13 protein-coding genes and 3 pseudogenes are annotated in these 17456 nt (G+C 55.4%); 10 read left to right on the top strand and 6 right to left on the bottom strand.

Annotated elements, in window-relative coordinates; translation table 11 throughout:
* Positions 1 to 70: 70 nt before the first annotated feature.
* The 9 genes and pseudogenes from ASG35_RS07965 (at position 71) to rfbA (ending at position 7701) form a co-directional block, all read left to right on the top strand.
* Complete coding sequence (locus ASG35_RS07965; protein ID WP_056355183.1) at positions 71 to 1168, top strand: DegT/DnrJ/EryC1/StrS family aminotransferase; 1098 nt, start codon at positions 71 to 73, stop codon at positions 1166 to 1168.
* Complete coding sequence (locus tag ASG35_RS07970; protein ID WP_056355184.1) at positions 1165 to 2109, top strand: glycosyltransferase family 2 protein; 945 nt, start codon at positions 1165 to 1167, stop codon at positions 2107 to 2109. The genes ASG35_RS07965 and ASG35_RS07970 overlap by 4 nt, the downstream gene beginning before the upstream one ends.
* Positions 2102 to 2464: pseudogene (locus ASG35_RS32575) on the top strand (DapH/DapD/GlmU-related protein); the annotation flags it as partial. The gene ASG35_RS07970 and the pseudogene ASG35_RS32575, both read left to right, overlap by 8 nt.
* Positions 2465 to 2563 (top strand): annotated as a pseudogene (locus tag ASG35_RS32580) (WxcM-like domain-containing protein); the annotation flags it as partial.
* Between the two features lie 93 nt (positions 2564 to 2656).
* A pseudogene (locus ASG35_RS32585) lies at positions 2657 to 3037 on the top strand (sugar 3,4-ketoisomerase); the annotation flags it as partial.
* Positions 3038 to 3054: 17 nt separating this feature from the next.
* Positions 3055 to 3465, top strand: a complete 411-nt coding sequence (locus ASG35_RS07980) for a GtrA family protein (protein ID WP_235527484.1) — start codon at positions 3055 to 3057, stop codon at positions 3463 to 3465.
* 121 nt (positions 3466 to 3586) lie between these two features.
* Complete coding sequence (locus ASG35_RS07985) at positions 3587 to 5749, top strand: DUF7024 domain-containing protein (RefSeq protein ID WP_056355188.1); 2163 nt, start codon at positions 3587 to 3589, stop codon at positions 5747 to 5749.
* A gap of 3 nt (positions 5750 to 5752) precedes the next feature.
* Positions 5753 to 6814: a dTDP-glucose 4,6-dehydratase gene (gene rfbB, locus ASG35_RS07990; RefSeq protein ID WP_056355189.1), complete on the top strand. Its 1062-nt coding sequence runs from the start codon at positions 5753 to 5755 to the stop codon at positions 6812 to 6814.
* Positions 6811 to 7701 carry a glucose-1-phosphate thymidylyltransferase RfbA gene (gene rfbA / locus ASG35_RS07995; RefSeq protein WP_056355192.1) on the top strand — a complete coding sequence of 297 codons (891 nt, stop codon included), beginning with the start codon at positions 6811 to 6813 and terminating at the stop codon, positions 7699 to 7701. The genes rfbB and rfbA overlap by 4 nt, the downstream gene beginning before the upstream one ends.
* 37 nt (positions 7702 to 7738) lie before the next feature.
* Here the strand turns inward: rfbA and ASG35_RS08000 are convergent, their stop codons facing one another.
* The 4 genes from ASG35_RS08000 to ASG35_RS08015 all read right to left on the bottom strand — a co-directional run bounded on the left by ASG35_RS08000 (position 7739) and on the right by ASG35_RS08015 (position 11865).
* Positions 7739 to 8164: a GtrA family protein gene (locus ASG35_RS08000; protein WP_056355196.1), complete on the bottom strand. Its 426-nt coding sequence runs from the start codon at positions 8162 to 8164 to the stop codon at positions 7739 to 7741.
* Complete coding sequence (locus tag ASG35_RS08005) at positions 8161 to 9150, bottom strand: glycosyltransferase family 2 protein (RefSeq protein WP_056355199.1); 990 nt, start codon at positions 9148 to 9150, stop codon at positions 8161 to 8163. The genes ASG35_RS08000 and ASG35_RS08005 overlap by 4 nt, the downstream gene beginning before the upstream one ends.
* 68 nt (positions 9151 to 9218) lie before the next feature.
* Complete coding sequence (locus ASG35_RS08010) at positions 9219 to 10349, bottom strand: glycosyltransferase family 4 protein (protein WP_056355202.1); 1131 nt, start codon at positions 10347 to 10349, stop codon at positions 9219 to 9221.
* A gap of 64 nt (positions 10350 to 10413) precedes the next feature.
* Positions 10414 to 11865, bottom strand: a complete 1452-nt coding sequence (locus tag ASG35_RS08015; RefSeq protein WP_056355205.1) for a mannose-1-phosphate guanylyltransferase/mannose-6-phosphate isomerase — start codon at positions 11863 to 11865, stop codon at positions 10414 to 10416.
* Between the two features lie 278 nt (positions 11866 to 12143).
* On the opposite strand from ASG35_RS08015, the gene ASG35_RS08020 reads away from it, so the two are divergent.
* Entirely contained in the window at positions 12144 to 14654 is a 2511-nt protein-coding gene (locus ASG35_RS08020; RefSeq protein WP_056355208.1) for a hypothetical protein, read from the top strand.
* A gap of 39 nt (positions 14655 to 14693) precedes the next feature.
* Here ASG35_RS08020 and ASG35_RS08025 read toward each other — a convergent pair whose 3' ends face one another.
* A complete protein-coding gene (locus tag ASG35_RS08025) occupies positions 14694 to 15872 on the bottom strand; it encodes an acyltransferase family protein (protein WP_162244391.1) in 1179 nt (392 codons plus the stop codon).
* Between the two features lie 55 nt (positions 15873 to 15927).
* Positions 15928 to 17298, bottom strand: a complete 1371-nt coding sequence (locus ASG35_RS08030; RefSeq protein ID WP_056355220.1) for a hypothetical protein — start codon at positions 17296 to 17298, stop codon at positions 15928 to 15930.
* Between the last annotated feature and the right edge of the window lie 158 nt (positions 17299 to 17456).

Below are 17456 nucleotides of genomic sequence, written 5' to 3' on the forward strand. Positions count from 1 at the left end.
GCTAAAATAACAAGATTGCATTCTGTTGATTTTCGTTGGTAATTGTGACAGTTTTTGGTGAGGCGTATGAATGCTACAACTTAATGATCTCTCGGCCCGGATTGCCCGGCATCAGGTTGGTCTGAAGGCGGCTGTGGATCGTGTCATTTCCAGCGGATGGCTGGTAATGGGTCCAGAGGTCAAACGGTTCGAGCAGGCGTTTGCCGGGTATCTCGGCGCGAGCCATTGCCTCGGTGTAGCAAACGGAACCGAAGCCATTGAACTGGCCCTTCGCGCCATCGGCGTAAAGGCTCGAGATCGCGTCGCGACGGTCGCGAACGCAGGCGCCTATACCACAACCGCTTTGCTCGCGAACGGTTCGGTGCCGCTTTTCATCGACGTAGATCTGGAGACTCAGGTCGCAACGCTGGACCAGGTGCGTCGCGCCATGGATCAGGGCGTGAGCGCGGTTGTCGTCACGCATTTGTATGGGCGGGCCGTGCCGGAGATTATGGAGATCGCGCGGCTTTGCGCGGAACGCGGCGTACCGCTTCTCGAAGATTGCGCACAAGCGCACGGAGCGCGTATTGCCGGACGTCAGGTCGGCACCTTTGGAACAGTCGCAAGTTTCAGCTTCTATCCAACGAAAAATCTCGGCGCCTTGGGTGACGGCGGTGCCGTCGTGACAAACGATCCGGTTGTTGCCGAGAAGGTCGCGAAATTGCGGCAGTACGGCTGGTCAAGCAAATATTGCATCGACACCGCGGGTGGCAAGAACAGCCGGCTCGACGAAATGCAGGCTGCGATCTTGTCCGAGTTTCTCCCTGCGCTCGACGAGACCAACGGTCTTCGGCGTTCTATCGCAGCGCGATACAGCAAGGAAATCAACGTGGATAACCTCGTGGTGCCGCCAGTCGGGGGCGCAGAATACGTCGCCCATTTGTACGTTGTGCGAACTCCGAATCGCGATTCATTACGCGAGCATTTGCGTCAGCAGGGTGTTGCGTCAGATATTCACTATCCAATTCCGGACTATCGCCAGCCCATGTTTGGCCAGCAGTTCGCGGATCTCAGCCTGACCAGCACGGACCGCCTGGCAAGCGAGATTTTGACCTTGCCGCTGTATCCGGAAATGAGCGCCGAGTCGGTCGACAAGGTTGTGTCGGCGGTGAACGGTTGGGCTCCATGAAGTATTCGGTTGTCGTCCCGGTTTATAAGAACGAAGCGTCCATCGGCCGGCTCGTCGAGGCGATCAGCAACATGAATCGCGAGCTCAACGGCGAAATGGAAGCAGTTTTTGTCGTCGATGGAAGCCCTGACCGGTCTTTCGAATACCTGCGTAACGCAATTGACTCCGTTGATTTCCCGGTCCAGCTGATCGCACATTCGCGAAACTTCGGGTCGTTTCCGGCTATCCGAACGGGACTTGCTGCCGCCCGCGGCCAATACTTTGGTGTGATGGCCGCCGATCTTCAAGAGCCTCCCGAGCTACTCGTCGCGTTTTTCACCGCTTTGTCCGCCGATGAGTGCGACGTCGTGATCGGTACCCGGGTAGCACGGGACGATCCGTTCATGTCCAGACTTGCGTCGGGAATTTTCTGGGGTTTGTATCGCCGTCTGGTTGTACGCGACATGCCTGAAGGCGGCGTGGACGTGTTTGGTTGCAATCGCGCTTTTCGCGATCAGCTCCTGATGCTGGAGGAATCGCGTTCGTCGCTTATCGCCCTCATTTTCTGGCTCGGATTCCGCCGAAAGCTCTGCGGGTACGAGCGGCAGGTGCGCCAGGAGGGCAAGTCGGCGTGGACGCTGCGCAAGAAGATCGACTACATGATGGACAGCATCTTCGCGTTTACCGACTATCCCATTCGCATGCTCATCAGGCTTGGGGCCATAGGCTCTTTTGTATCGATACTGCTGGGCATTGTCGTTCTGGTCGCGCGTCTGTCCGGCGCCATTACCGTACCTGGATATGCCGCGACGGTCTTGGTGGTCCTGGTCCTGGGCGGGCTCAATCTGCTAGGGATCGGACTTGTCGGCACGTATGCATGGCGCGCGTACGAAAACAGCAAGCAGCGGCCTCTTGCCGTAGTTTCAATGAAGGTCGAGAACAAGGTGGGAATGCATGTCTAATCCGGCTTTCATCCACGAATCCGCCGACGTCCAGTCTTCCAGCATCGGCGAGGGAACGCGCGTGTGGCAATACGTTGTCGTTTTGCCGAAGGCGAAGATTGGGCGGGACGTCAATTTATGCTCGCATTGTCTCGTTGAGAATGACGTGGTGATCGGCGATCGCGTCACGGTCAAGTCGGGCGTTTATCTCTGGGACGGAATCCACATTGAGGATGACGCGTTTATCGGCCCGAACGTCACGTTCACCAACGATAAATTTCCCCGATCCAAAGCTTATCCCGAGGCCTTTCCGCAGACCAGGATTGAAAAAGGCGCATCGATTGGCGGTGGGGCAGTGTTGTTGCCTGGCATCACGATTGGCGCGGGCGCCATGGTCGGCGCAGGCGCTGTAGTGACAAAATCGGTACCGCCTTTTGCAATCGTCGTTGGCTCGCCAGCCCGGGTAACGGGATATGTGGAGGGCGCAGCAGGTGCGGAATGCCCGGCAGAAACGGCAACCGAATCTCCTGTTCCAGTTGGCGTGGGCGGCGTGTGCTTGTACCGGTTGAAACGGTTCGGCGATTCGCGTGGCGCGCTCACGGTCGGTGAGTTCAATCGCGATATCCCGTTCGAAGTGAAGCGTTACTTCGCCATCTTCGACGTACCGGCAGAAAAAGTCCGGGGCGAGCACGCCCACCGCGCTTGTCATCAGTTTCTGGTGTGTATCAAGGGCTGCTGTGCCGTTGTTGTGGACGACGGCAAATCACGCCGCGAAATACTGCTCGATGCACCGGAAAAAGGCCTTCACTTGCCGCCGCTGACGTGGGGCACGCAATACAAGTATTCTCCCGATGCCGTTTTGCTGGTGTTCACGTCCGATTATTACGACAAGGACGACTACATAACTGACTACGCCACATTCCTGGGAATGACGGCCACGGTCTCGTGAAGCAAAACGTGTTTCCGTTGAGCATCGTCGCTCAGAGACGGTTGCGCTTCCTGGTTGGAGGCGCGACCAATACGGCGTTCACCTACGGCATGTATCTGCTGCTGAAGCTTGTACTGCAGTATCAGATTGCCTATCTGATTGCCTATTGCTGCGGTGTCATATTCGCTTACTGGTTCAACGCCGTTTACGTATTCAAAGTTCCACTCTCATGGAAAGGGGCGTTGTCTTATCCGGTCGTCTACGTTGTTCAATATGGCGCTTCGGCCGTTTTGCTTGAACTGCTTGTAAAGCTCGCGAAGATCAACAGCACGTTCGCGCCGCTTATTGTCACGGTGTGCATGGTGCCGCTCACTTATGTATTGAGCAAAGTCTTGCTCGAGTGGAGTGGCCGCCACAAGACCGAAAAACCATTCAATGCAGACAAGTAGGGACTCTCGCCTGGACGTGGCTCCGCTGAGGTTTAATTCAACCTTTGCGCGAGTAATTCGCCATGAATGGAAAGTATGGCTACCGCTTGCCATATTAAGTTTCTTTCTGGCGAGCGTTCTCATGTCAGGTTGGCCTGCCGGACTTCTGCCGCAGTTGCAGTTTCCCTATGTTTACCAGCACGATGGTCTGAGCCATTCGTGGCTTATTGAGCGTGTCATAGAAGGCTGGATCTTTGACAACGACCGAAGTGGATTCCCTTTCGGCTCCAGTTTCCTGGACTATCCAGGTTCTGATAGTGGAAGCGATGTTGTCCTCAAGATTTTAGGCAGCCTGACAGGCCACTATTACAGCGCGCTGAATCTGTATTTCCTGTTTGGTTTTCCGCTCACGTTTTTTTGTGCGTACTTTGCGTTGCGTGCTTTTGGCTTGACCGCGGGGCCGGCAGCGTCCGCCGCTTTACTGTTTGATTTCTTGCCATTCCATTTCCTAAGAATCGAGCATCTGTATTACACCTGGTACTTCGTCGTTCCCTTATATTTTTATATCGCTCTTCGGATATTCAACGTGCGACGGGTAGCCAGACTCGGCAGACAAACAGCAGGGCGATTGTTCCTAGCGTTTGTTGCCATGATGGCAATAGGTTCGTTTGGCATCTACTACGCGGCATTCGGTATCTTGTTGATCGCTGTTTCGGCGCTTGCTGCAACGTTGAAGACGAACCGGTTCTCCCATTGGTGGGCAAGCACGTTTGTGATCGCCGGCGTGGTGTTCGGCGTTCTGCTGAACGTGTTGCCGAACGTGGCCTATACAAAGGCGAATGGCATAAATGAGGAAGTCGCGATTCGCAACTCCGGCGATTCGGAACTGTATGGGCTCAAACTCATGCAACTGATCTTGCCGCGGCAAGACCATAGAATTCCGCAATTCGCTAAGATCAGAGATCGTTACGATCAATCAAGCCCGCTCACCAATGAAAATTCCTGGGCGACGCTGGGCGTCGTGGGGTCCATCGGCCTCGTTATCTCGGCCGTCGCATTGCTTGCAAGCTTGTCTGGGCGCAGAGTCAATCGGCATCTTGCGCTTCTCACTGTATTTATCAGCATCCTGTTTCTTCTTGGAACAATCGGCGGGTTGGGAGCCTTGTTCTCATTTGTGGTTTCATCGTCAATACGAGCCTGGAACCGGATCAGCGTTTTTATTGGTTTCGCCGCGCTGGCAGTTTTTTTTCTGTCAATCCAACTGGGATTTTCCAGGGCGCGTCCAGCACTGCAGAGACCCGCTCCCAAGAATGCGGTGTTGACGATCCTCGTCCTGGCCGGGCTGTTCGATCAAACGATTGCCCCTGCCCGCGAGGCGATCGAGCGGACACAAAACGCGTTCAATATGGACCGCGACTTTGTCCAGCGCATGGAGGCAATGCTGCCGCCCCGCAGTGCGATCTATCAGTTGCCGTACATGCCTTTTCCGGAGTCGCCAACGCTCGTTCGGCTGGAAAGCTACGACCTGACGACGGGTTTTCTCCAGTCGCGCGCGTTGCGGTGGAGTTATGGCGGCATGCGAGGGCGGCCGGGCGATTTGTTCTACCGGGCGTTATCGAAGGAATCGCTCAAGACGCAAATCAATGTGGCGCGGCGCCTTGGATTCGCGGGCGTCACCGTGGATCGGCGCGGTTTTGCTGATAATGGCATTGAGGCGATCGAGGGGCTTACGGCGCTGTGCGGGGCGCCGGCGATCACGCGTGCAGACGGCGAGATCGTGTTTTTTGCCATCAGGAATCCCCAAGTTGTCGATTTCCACGGGGCGAATGCCTATGAAATCATGCGGCGAGCAGGCTATATCGCCGACGACCTGGGACCGAGATATCCGGCCACCCTTTCCGAGGGAATCGACTTTGCCCGCAATGGCTGGCCAGCTTTCCTTCGAGACGAGTCTGGCCTGGCATTTCGCGAGCCGTGGGGCCGATGGTCGGATGCCAATGTTGATTCCAGTGTCAAACTTGGTTTTTTTGAGGATTTGCCTCAAAGGTTTACGCTCGCCCTGACGATCGTTCCTTTTGGCCCGAACGCGGGGAAGGACCTTGCCGTTTCCATCGGCGAAGAACGCTATTACCTGAAGATGACTCCGGCCGCTTCCGAGGTGAAAATCGCGGTAGATTTAAAGGGACGCAGGGCCGATTCGATAGAACTCAGCCCGCCTTTGCCAACATCGCCGAGGGAACTCGGTCTCAGCAGCGATTTGCGCAAGCTCGGGGTGGGCTTGATTCGTTTGAGAATAGAGGAGTAGAAAATGCTTTTAGTAACCGGTGGTGCAGGGTTTATCGGTGCGAACTTTGTGCTTGACTGGCTCGCGGCCAACGACGAACCCGTGGTCACGCTCGATGCACTGACGTACGCCGGCAACCTTGAAAGCCTGGCTTCGCTGCAAGGTGACCCGAGGCATATCTTTGCGCACGGAGATATCACGGACCGGACGCTGGTTGACAGCCTGTTACGGCAATATCGTCCGCGGGCAGTCATTCATTTTGCTGCCGAAAGCCATGTTGACCGTTCAATCCTCGGTCCGGCGGCTTTTATAAAGACGAACGTAGAAGGGACGTTCAATCTGCTCGATGCCACCCGCGCGTATTGGGATGCGCTTGCTGGTGACGAGAAAGCGGCATTCAGGTTTCTGCACGTATCGACAGACGAAGTTTATGGCTCGCTTGGACCTGACGACGCGCCATTCACCGAACGCAACGCGTTTGAACCGAACAGCCCCTATTCTGCGAGCAAGGCGTCGAGCGACCATCTGGTTCGCGCCTGGCACCACACGTACGGGTTGCCCGTTCTGACGACCAATTGCTCGAATAACTACGGCCCTTTGCAGTTCCCCGAGAAGCTTATTCCGTTGATGATCGTGAGCGCGCTGGCAGGTAATCCGTTACCCGTATACGGGGATGGCCGTAACGTCCGTGACTGGCTGCACGTTGGCGACCATTGCTGCGCTATCCGCACTGTCCTGGCCGGAGGACGCGTAGGCGAGACGTACAACGTGGGCGGATGGAACGAGATGGCAAATGTCGACGTCGTCAAAACCGTTTGCAGTCTGCTCGATGAACTAAGGCCGGACGCGGCGGGCAGCTACGAGCGTTTGATCACCTACGTCAAAGACCGGCCGGGCCACGACCGGCGATACGCCGTCGATGCGCGCAAAATTGAGTCCGAACTCGGCTGGCGACCAGCGGAAACATTCGCAACGGGCATCCGCAAGACGATCATGTGGTATCTCAATAACGAGGCGTGGGTGTCCAACGTGCAGAGCGGTGCTTATCGCGACTGGATCAACAAGAACTACAGGGGAAAAGAATGAACCGGAAAGGAATCATCCTGGCGGGTGGCTCCGGCACGCGTTTGCATCCGGCAACGCTGGCGGTGTCGAAGCAGCTCTTGCCGATCTACGACAAGCCGATGATTTACTATCCGCTCGCCACGCTCATGCTTGCCGGGATTCGGGAGGTGTTGATCATTTCCACGCCGCAGGACACCCCTCGCTTCCAGCAATTGCTTGGAGATGGCAGCCAGTGGGGCATGTCGCTGCACTATGCGGTCCAGCCGTCTCCGGACGGGCTGGCGCAGGCTTTTGTCATCGGCGAATCGTTTCTTGCAGGGGCGCCGAGCGCGCTCGTGCTGGGAGACAATATTTTCTTTGGGCACAACCTCAAGGAAATTCTGCTCGACGCCGACCGGCGCGACGCGGGCGCAAGCGTTTTCGCTTATCCGGTGAAAGATCCTGAGCGGTACGGCGTGGTGCAGTTCAAGGACGGCAAGGCGGTGAGCATTGAAGAAAAGCCGGGCAGGCCGAAGTCGCGGTATGCCGTGACGGGCATGTATTTCTACGATGCGGATGTCGTCGAGATTGCGAAGGCAGTCGAGCGTTCGCCGCGCGGTGAATATGAGATTACCGACATCAATCTGCGATATCTTGAAAAGGACCTGCTTTCGGTGCAAACACTCGGCCGCGGTTTTGCCTGGCTCGACACGGGAACTCACGACTCGATGCTCGAAGCGTCGCATTTTATTTCGACTATCGAGCACCGTCAGGGCTTCAAGATTTCCTGCCCGGAAGAGATTGCATGGCGCCAGCGCTGGATTTCGGACGCGCAGCTTGAAGAGCTGGCCAAACCTCTCGCCAAGTCTGGATATGGAAAGTACTTGTCAAGCCTGCTAGCCGACGGCGGCATTAGTTCCGGGTGGTGACGCGAGATTCTGAAGCAGCAGGCCGGCAGCGGCACAGTTATTTGAGCGAGTCTTTGCGCGGCGTTTTAAACACCCAGAAATGGGCGCCAGCGTAATTGAAAAACATGCCGACAATGGATCCCGCTGCAAGCGGGATGATTGGGTATGCCTTGAGCGCAGGCAGACTTGCAATGAGCGCTGCAAAAACGCCGAGATTGATCAGGGCGCCGATCGTCTGAATGGTGAAATAGGATGCGTACTCGCGTCGTTTGTCGCGCGGTACGTCTGCCGCCTGCTTAAAGACCAGCGTCCGGTTGAGAAGCCACGTCACGAATACGGCAACCACGAACGAAACGACTCGAGCGGCATAGACATTGACGCCGAATCCCTTGTTCAAAGCGGAAAGCACGCCCGCGTCCACGGCAAAACCCACAGCGCCCACGCAGCCGAAAGAAAAGAGCTTTCTGATCAGATTGCGATTCATTGGCGTGAACGGAGCTGATCGAGTTCGCTTTGCCTCAGCAGATAACGCTCTGCCTCCATGCGCTGCTGATGCACCACAGTATCGAGAATCAGGCCAACCCCGAAGATCATCATGGCAGCCACGCCGGTCGCTGAAGAGAGAATGGCGAGCGGTACATGGAAGATGTATCGGTATTTAAACCAGTCATCAAGAACGGGAACGGCAAAGAGGATGCTGGCGATTGCAAAAAGAAGCCCAAGCACGCCGAAGAACAGGAGCGGGCGGTAATAACGCAGGATTTGAGCGATGGTGAAAATCACGCGCGCGCCATCGGGCACGGTCTGCAACTTGGATACGCTTCCGGCGGGCCGGTCCTTGTACTCGATCGGGATCTCGACAATTCGCGCACGCTGGTGCAGGGCATGCAAGGTCATATCGGTTTCAATCTGGAAGCCCTCGACCAGAATGGGATAGGACTTGACGAACGCACGATTGAATACCCGATACCCGCTCATGATGTCGGTCAGCTTTGCACCGAAGAAACGATTGACCATGCACTGGACCAGCGTATTGCCAAATCCGTGCAGGGGACGATCATTCTCTTTTGCGTAGTGGCCACCTGAATGTCGGTCGCCGACTACCATGTCAGCAACGCCGTTGGTAATGGGCGTAATCAGGTCGTGAATTCGTTCGGCAGGATATGTCAGGTCCGCATCCGCCAAAACATAAATGTCCGCATCGATTTCAATGAACGCGCGGCGAAGCGCGTTGCCCTTGCCTTGCCGCCGTTCAAAGATGACCGAGCCTTTGCATCCCAGCGTTTTGAGCGTTTCTTCCGCAAGCGCCTGGGTGTTGTCTTTTGAGTTGTTGTTCACAACATAAAGCGCGGCGTCCGGCAGTTCGCGATGGAACGCCTTCATGGTCTCGACAATAGTCGCGGCTTCGTTATAAGCGGGCAGTATGATCGCGGTTTTGATAATGTTTTCTCGGAGAAACAATGATGTCATCTTTCTAAACGATTCATGTCGGAGACCGACGCTCTCGCCAAAATTTGGCATATCGCATTATAAATCGACTAAAAGCCCGGTTCGGCAGTACCTGGTTTTTTCGCCAGCCGCTTGTATAAATCCACGTAGCTGTCGACCATTCTCCGGGCCGTGAACAGCGTCTCGAAGCGCTTGCGTGCGTTGACGCCCAACCGCGCCGTCAGAGCGTCGTCAGTCCAAAGGGTTTGCATGGCCTCGCGCAATGCGGCAGCGTCGCTGTGACGGACGATTAGCCCCGTTTCCCCATGAACATTGACATAGGATGTTCCTGTCCCGATCTCGGTTGAGATCATGGGCTTGCCGAACATTGCGCCTTCCAGCAAGGAAATCCCGAAAGCCTCGGAACGCAGATGAGAAGGAAACGTCAACGCGCGGCAGAGCGTTAGGAGAGCCACTTTATCATCGTCCGCCGCAGCCCCTACGAAGTGCACGTTCGAGAGCTGAAGACGCTCCGCCTGGGCTTTTAGATCACGCTCCACCGGTCCGGCGCCAACGATCACCGCCTGAAAATTCGTCCCCTGCATTGCATCGAGAAGAATGTGAAGGCCTTTGTAGTATCGAAGGTTGCCGACGAACAAAAAGAACTTCGGCCCGATCCGTTCACTCCAGTACTTCAGCTTTTCCTGTGTGGGCGCCGCGTAGGTGGTTTCATCGAGTCCGATGGGAATGACCTCGACTTTATTGCGAAAGCGCTGAAGCACGTCGCTGGTTTCTAGGTAATTGGGCGATGTCGCCACGATCGTGCTGACATTGGCTAGAAAGCGGTTGCGCAACGGTTTATAGAACTGCAACAGCGTTTTTTGACGCACGATATCGGAGTGATAAGTCACGACCGAAGGCTTGTTCATGCGACTCGCAAAATGCACGATGTCAGCAAACGGCCAGGGAAAATGGTAATGGATCAAGTCGGCATGACGGGCGAGCTGCTTGAATTCGCCGAAAGCGGAAAGAGAAAACGCGGACGAGGCGATCTCAATATCAAGCTTCGCACGATGATGCAAGTGGTCGCCAAGGTCCACGGTTCCGGTACTACGGCTCACCGTGAGGACGTCGCTTGCAATGCCGCGCTTTGCTGCCCCGGAGCAGATCTGATTGATCAGCTCCTCAACACCGCCCATGGAGTCGGGTTTATAGGTCTTATAAAAATGGAGTACGCGCATAAATTCCGTTGCGGCAGAGGCAAACGGGCGAAGCCCGTTTGCGTGGACTGCCTGGCTTCAATTGTTAGCCGGGCGCTCGGCCGTAAACATCTTCAAAGCGGACGATATCGTCCTCGCCCAGATACTCGCCGCATTGGACCTCGATGAGAACGAGATCCATGACGCCGGGATTAATCAGCCGATGCTTGTGTCCGGCCGGAATATAGGTGGATTCGTTCGGCTGTAACGAGATGATCTGGTCACCATTGACAATTTCAGCGCAGCCGCTGACCACAATCCAGTGTTCGCTTCGGTGATGGTGCATTTGCAACGAAAGCTGTGCAGCGGGCTTTACTACGATTCGCTTCATCTTGAAGCGGTCGCCTTCTTCAAGCACCGTGTAAGTGCCCCACGGACGATGAACCGTCCGGTGAAGCCTGAAGGCTTCGTGGTTGAGTTTCTTGAGCTTTGCCACGATCTGCTTCACGTCCTGTGCCCGGTCACGGGAGGCGATCAGCAGGGCGTCGGCGGTATCGACCACGATCAGATCGTGCACGCCAACCGCGCCAATCAGCCGTCCGTCTTCGCTGCGCACGAAGCAATTGTCCACATCGTGAAGCATTGCTTCGCCGTGAATGCGGTTGCCGCGTTCGTCCGGGGCCGTCAGCTCGCTGATAGAAAGCCACGAACCTATGTCGCTCCAGCCCATTTCGCAAGGCACAACGTTGACATTGTCCGAACGTTCCATGACGGCATAGTCGATCGAAATGTCTTCAGCACGTGAGAACTGCGCGGCATTTAGTTCGATGCTGTAACCGTCGCTCGACTCGCTGCGCTTGGCTTCGGCGACGGCCGCCAGCGCCGGATCCAAGACGGTTGGAGAATATTGTTCAAGTTCTTTCAACATGGTTTCTGCGGTGAAGCAGAAAATGCCGGCATTCCAGAGGTGCCGGCCGCCCGCCACCAGTTCTTGCGCGACGTTGAGATTCGGCTTTTCGACGAACCGTACGACCTTATGGACCTCGTCAGCGCCGGGCAACGGCGCACTCTCATATTCGATATAACCGTAACCCGTTTCCGGCGCCGTGGGACGGATGCCGAACGTAACGATCCGGCCTTCCTGGGCCGCTTTGGCAGCATGGACGATCGCCTCGCCAAACGCCTTCTCATCTTCGATTAGTTGATCTGCCGGCATGACGAGCATGATGGCGTCGTCGCCGTGTTCCTGACGGACGACTGCCGCCGCAACGCCAATCGCTGCCGCCGTGTTGCGTGCCGACGGCTCCAGGATGAAGCCGAGCTTCGAAATGTCGGCGTCTGCGTCGACACATTCGTCTTTGGTCAGGAAGTATGTGTCACGGTTGGTAACTATGACCACTTCCGTAGCATTAGCCACTTTTGCCGCGCGCAAAAACGTTTTCTGCAACAGACTTTGGCCGTCGGCCAGCTTGAGCAGAGGCTTGGGAAAGGCTTCGCGGGACACTGGCCACAGGCGTGTGCCCGCTCCGCCACATATGATGACTGGAATGATATTCATAGAACGGCTCGGGATTGACGGGGTCATAGCGTAGAGGCACCGATTCTAGCGGACTTCGTCTTTTGATCCTATTTCCGGCTGGTCGCCTCTCGGAAGTATTGACTAATCGCCAGTGCCATACGCTAGATGCCTCCGTCCGGTTGCGCTGCTAGAATGCCGTCGATCAAAATGAGTCCACGGCACACCGCAATGCTTTTTGCCATTCTGTCCGCTCGACGGGATAACTACGCGGCTTTGCCACTACAGCAGCGCCTCAGATTAGAAGGGTTTGGATACACATGCCGAAGAAGCAGAACGCGTGGCGGCCGGGGAATTCGGTCTGGATATGGGGAGTGCTTCCGGCCGTGTTTGCCATTGCCATATTGTGGTATCCATTCGGATTATCGCTAGGCGGGATGCTTGAGGAATATGACATTCTCGGGCTTATCAATCTCAATCCCGGATTCTGGAATTCGTTTCCCGGGCACCTCCTTTCGCAATTGTTTGCTGCGCGGCCATTGCAGGTTTTGCCGCACGCCATTGCGTATCAATTGAGCCCGCATTCATTTACCGGCTTTCATGTTTTGTTGATGGTCGCCTGTTTTTTGCGCGTTGTGGGCGGTGCATCAATTGGATATTTCCTCTTTCGCAACAGGCTGTTCGCTGCTGCAATGGGGCTGCTGTTTTTGGTGTTCCCCGGGGATACCCAGCAGTTTCACTTCAGGACGATGCATATCTGTCTCGCAGTTGGGCTGGCCATATTCGGAGCGGCTTGTTCCCTGCGTGCCTTGCTGGATCAACATCCCGCCCGGCGATGGGCGCTCGCGGCGACGGGAGCAGTGCTTTCATGCGTTGGCGTACTGATTTATGAGCCTGTATTTACGCTCTATGCATTGATGCCGGTTGTGCTGGCTGCCCGCTATGGTGTTCCGCGCGCTGTTCGTGTGCTTTGGAGAAAGCGTGGCATCGCCGCAATATGGGCGCTCGGGCTCATTGCCAATATTACCTACCTGTTCTACGCAATCGTTATTTTCAAAAGCAGTTATCAGGTCAATGCATCGCAGGGAAGCATGTCGAAGTCGATCGTGCATAACCTGCATTACCTTCTTGATTCGGCGGCTTATCGCGTTTTCTTCGATGCCTGGATTTCGGCTTTCCATATCCTGACGCAACGTACCGTCCATTTTGGTTATCTGGCCGCGGTGTTCGTCGTTTTCTTGCTCATGTTTGTGTATTTTGCGGGTGGCCGCCATTCGACCATCCGATGTAGCCAATTTCTACGCTATGTGCTGGCTGGCTTGCTGTTGTCGATTGCGGGTTACCTGCCGTTCATGGTCGCCGAAACGCATATGGTGATCACACAGCGCACCTTTATTGCCGTGGCTCCTGGCGCAAGTCTTATCGTCGTGGCGTTGATTCAGGCGCTTTCCCGCCGGGCGAACGTGGTAGCTGCCGTGCTGGCCGCCTGCGTGGTGACGCTTGGAACCGTGGCTCAGCTATATCAGTTCGATCTGTACACGCGTGCCTACACAAGCGTCGTACGTCCCTATCTGTCGCAAGTCGCCGATAAATCCGATCCGTCCAGGCACGTGCATCTCGTGCAGGATTCGTCAGGATTTGCCGGATACTTGAATGGCATCTATTTTTCGAAGATTGTGTACGGTCCGGGCGTGCGGCGAGGGGTGAGTACGGACACCTACATTCTTTGCGAAGACAGCGCTCAAACGTCGATGACAAGTTTCTCGCAATGCTTGCTTTCCAATGGGACGTGGCGCGTGAGCGACGGCAAAGGCGGCGAACGCAGCTTTCCAGCCAATCAGGTTGACGTTATCGAAATGGGCAAGCATTTCGATGCTTCGTACCGTTCTTCCCGCCGCAATTGGCATGATCCGGGGAACTACGATGCATCTCAATCCATGTTCACAAGCGAGCCGGGTGCGTCTCGGGACGCTTACGCGTGTGTAGCAGATTCTGCCTGGGGGTATTCGGACTATTGCCGCGGCATGGGCTGGTCGGACGGCATCTTCAGCCATGCTACGTTTATCCATAAAACATTCTTTGCTGCGACGGCTACGCGCGCTTCTCTGATATTCAACCTTGAACCCGCCCGGGCGCCGTATCAGTTGCTCATCGACATGTTCAGCGATAACGGAAGTTCACCCGCCGATCTGACGCTCCAGCTCAACGGGTCGCCGCTCGATTTCAAGGCCTTCCAGGGGCGTTTTCTCGTCGCGGCAGTTTCTCCCGCGTTATTAAAGGTTGGCCAGAACGAACTGGTCTTCAACGGTGCGCTCGCGCCGGGACGTGTACTTGGATTGTCGGTTTCGAGCGTTGCGCTCGCACCTTCCGGCAGCAAGTTGCTAAGTGCATATGGCGTCGATTTGTCTCCGGCGAAGATCACCGCGAACCAGTGGATTGGTGCGGGCAGCACGGAGGCAGTCAAGATGCTGGCAAGCGGTTTCTCGGGCGCCGAGCCGGAGGGCCGCTGGACTGCCGGGAAAAAAGCGGTGATCGAATTCGCTTTACCGTCAGGCACAAATGCCCGGACTTTTGTTGCTGAAGTCATGCCGTTCCTCGATGACCGGCATACCCATGTAGATGTCGATGTGACTGTCAACGGTGCGCCCGCGCTGCACAAAAGCTTCGCCTCGCCGGCACGGCATGAGGTTATGGAGATCCCGCTTGGTTCTGCTGGCTATAACAACGGTGGCCTGGTCCATATGACCATTTCGATCAAGGACCCGGCGAAACCGCAATCCGCCGATACTCGCGATCTTGGAGTTTTCTTGTATCGGTTCAAGGTTCAGTAAGGCACGTAGTTCCCGGAAGCGGGGAGCCGCTGCCCGTGTTCAGCCGCGATTCTCGTCGCGCTCGGTGTCTTCGACTGAAAGGCTACGCCTGACGGTGAAGAGCCGCTTGATCGCTCGCTGAGCCGGTCTTTCGAGCGAATAGTGAAGCCCAACGGCCAGCAACGCTATGAAAACAAACTGCGCCAGGTAGCCGATGACACCTGGCGGAGGGCTCATGGCTCTCCACATTTCCGATGCGGGAAGATGGATCAGGTAAAACGCGTAGGACGTCTCGCCGGCAACGACCATGCCTCGTGACGAGAAAAACCGCGCGAACCGGGAGCGTTCGTCGGCGGCAGTCGCCACGACGAGCACAGCGAACGGAATGGCATAAGCAACGTCCCATGCGAACGTACCGGGCGCAAGAAAGGTCATGAGTGTCGCTACCAGGGCGCAGCAGCTTAGCCGGATGGCGGCCCACGGGATTGGCAACGCTTTCAGCGTTTCAACGTGCCGCAGGATGACAAGTCCGCCGATCATGCCCAGGATGAAGTCGCCGAGTCGAGCGACTGGCATCCGGTAAATCCACCGATGCGACGAGTTTGGATCTGTGGAGGGCACGTCACCCAGAAAATGCGCGAACACCGCGGTCCCGGCCAGCATGACCGCGCTGATCGCGAAAGCGAGCGTCAGCAGGCGTGAGAGCGAGCGGTCGACCGGGCTCATATGCATGAGCTTCGCGAGCAGCGGGAATGCCGCATACAAGAACAACTCGACCCCAATGCTCCAGGCCGCACCGTTGATGCCGAAGGCTACGTGCACGTCCGGGCTCCACGCCTGGAGTGCAAGAAGGTACAGCAGCAACGGCAGCGTAAATTCCTGATGCCACCACCAGGCAACGATGATCGCGAATAAATAAAGCGGGTAGATTCGGGCCAGGCGGTTGATTAAATAGTCACGTGTGTTTCTCAGCGTGATGGTGTAAAACAAATCACGATAGTTATACGCAATAACAAACCCTGAAAGCACGAAAAAGAACGTGACGCCACAAAATCCGGAGCGTTCGAAGTCGAGAAATTTTCCGCTTAACCCGGGAAACCTCAAGTGTGAAAGCGCCACCAGAAAACACGCGATCACCCGGAGTCCGGTCAGCGACGGAATTGGACGACGATGCGACCTGCTTAGCACAATACCCGCTTGCGTTTCCAGGCAGGCATTGGTTTGGTTCCGTTGAAGCACGTCCACTCGATTAATGATCCTGAGTAAAATATATCTTAGGCACGGAGGCACAACTCTAGGTCATGCGAACGAGCGAAAGCCGATAAGACAAGTATCCAGCACTGAATAGATAAACAGCAAATAAGGCCAAGCCCAGCGCTTTGTTGTGCTTCTCAAATTCATGCGTGAGCGCAAAAAGGGCTAATGGTACGAGTATAGTAATAACTGGAATGGCAAAACGATTTTCAACGGCGGTGAGCGCATACACCGCACACCAACTCCCGGCATAAACGGTTATCAACGTAGCCGCAATTGTCTCATGTGATTGAAAGCCTTTTGAACAGGCTCTTCGAGCAATTAAAACATATCCAATTACTCCCCAGTAGATCACGGTATGGCTATAAATAAACAGTAAGGGCCGATACCACGGATTCAGATTATATACATACGGAAATAACTGATCGAAATCTAATGCACCGAAAAAATGAAAAAATATCGTCTTGACGCCGTTTAGCGGATGCTGGAAATACCATCGGAGCGTCGCCGAGCCTGTCCCCGTGTACCAAGGGTTGAGGTACGGCATGTCGGGATGCGTTCCGGTCAGATAGGACGTGTATTTCAAATAGCGGACACCCGCATCAAATTGTAGAGCGCTCAGATCGTATATGGGCAAGAACGTGTATCGATGAAAATGAATTGCGTTCAATATGAACTGAGGCGTGATGGCCAAAATAAAACCAGCCAGTACAGGCAGGAACAACGCTGATGACTTCTGCCTGCTTCTGACAATAATGAAAATTAGGACCGCCAATAGTGCGGGTATCCAATGTATATTTCCCGGCCGGACCATGATCCCAAACCCAATGAGAAATCCTAATCCCGCAGACATTGACGCGCACCGCACCGGCGTATCCTTTTCGCTTTCGCTTAAAAGAACAAGCATTGCGGATAGCGCCAACAGCGCGATGGTAAGGGATGGTGCATCTGTCAGCGATAAACCCAAATACGGGAAAGCCAGATAATTACATAGCAATCCTGTCAAGATGAGTCGTCCAGCGTGGATTGAATAGCGGTGGCACACAACCCTGTAAAGTATCCAGGCGGATAGCAGATAGGTCCCGAGTTGCGCCGCCGCGATCAGCACAGCTGTGAGTAGCGAGTTCGAATGCCCCAAAAAAATAAAGGGCGTGAGCAACACAGGATATCCATATGTTCTGATGCTGAGCATGCGTTCCGATATGGCACCGCCGTCAACCAGACGCTGGGCGAAGATCCTATAGTTCTCGTCATCGCACAAATGACACGACGGGTGCGCCAGTTCGTAGATAAAGCAGACGCTTGTCAGCACTACCGCAATGGCGGCCAATAAAATGAAAAGGCGCGAGGTTCGACCCGTATTGTCGGCCGGTAGATCGGAAACGCCAGATAAGCCATTAAAGCCGCTCACAATCGCCCCATATGTTTAATTGGCCGTAATCTAGCGGCAAAATCCCAGTTGAACAACTGGTTTATGGTCTGTGGCCGGGGTGTCGGAGGGGTTTGCCAGCAGCAGGAAAAGGGCGGGAAACATTTAAGCACGATCGTCGGCGGCCCGTACCGTAACGG

It is taken from the genome of Burkholderia sp. Leaf177, from assembly GCF_001424345.1.
Taxonomy (GTDB): Bacteria; Pseudomonadota; Gammaproteobacteria; order Burkholderiales; family Burkholderiaceae; genus Caballeronia.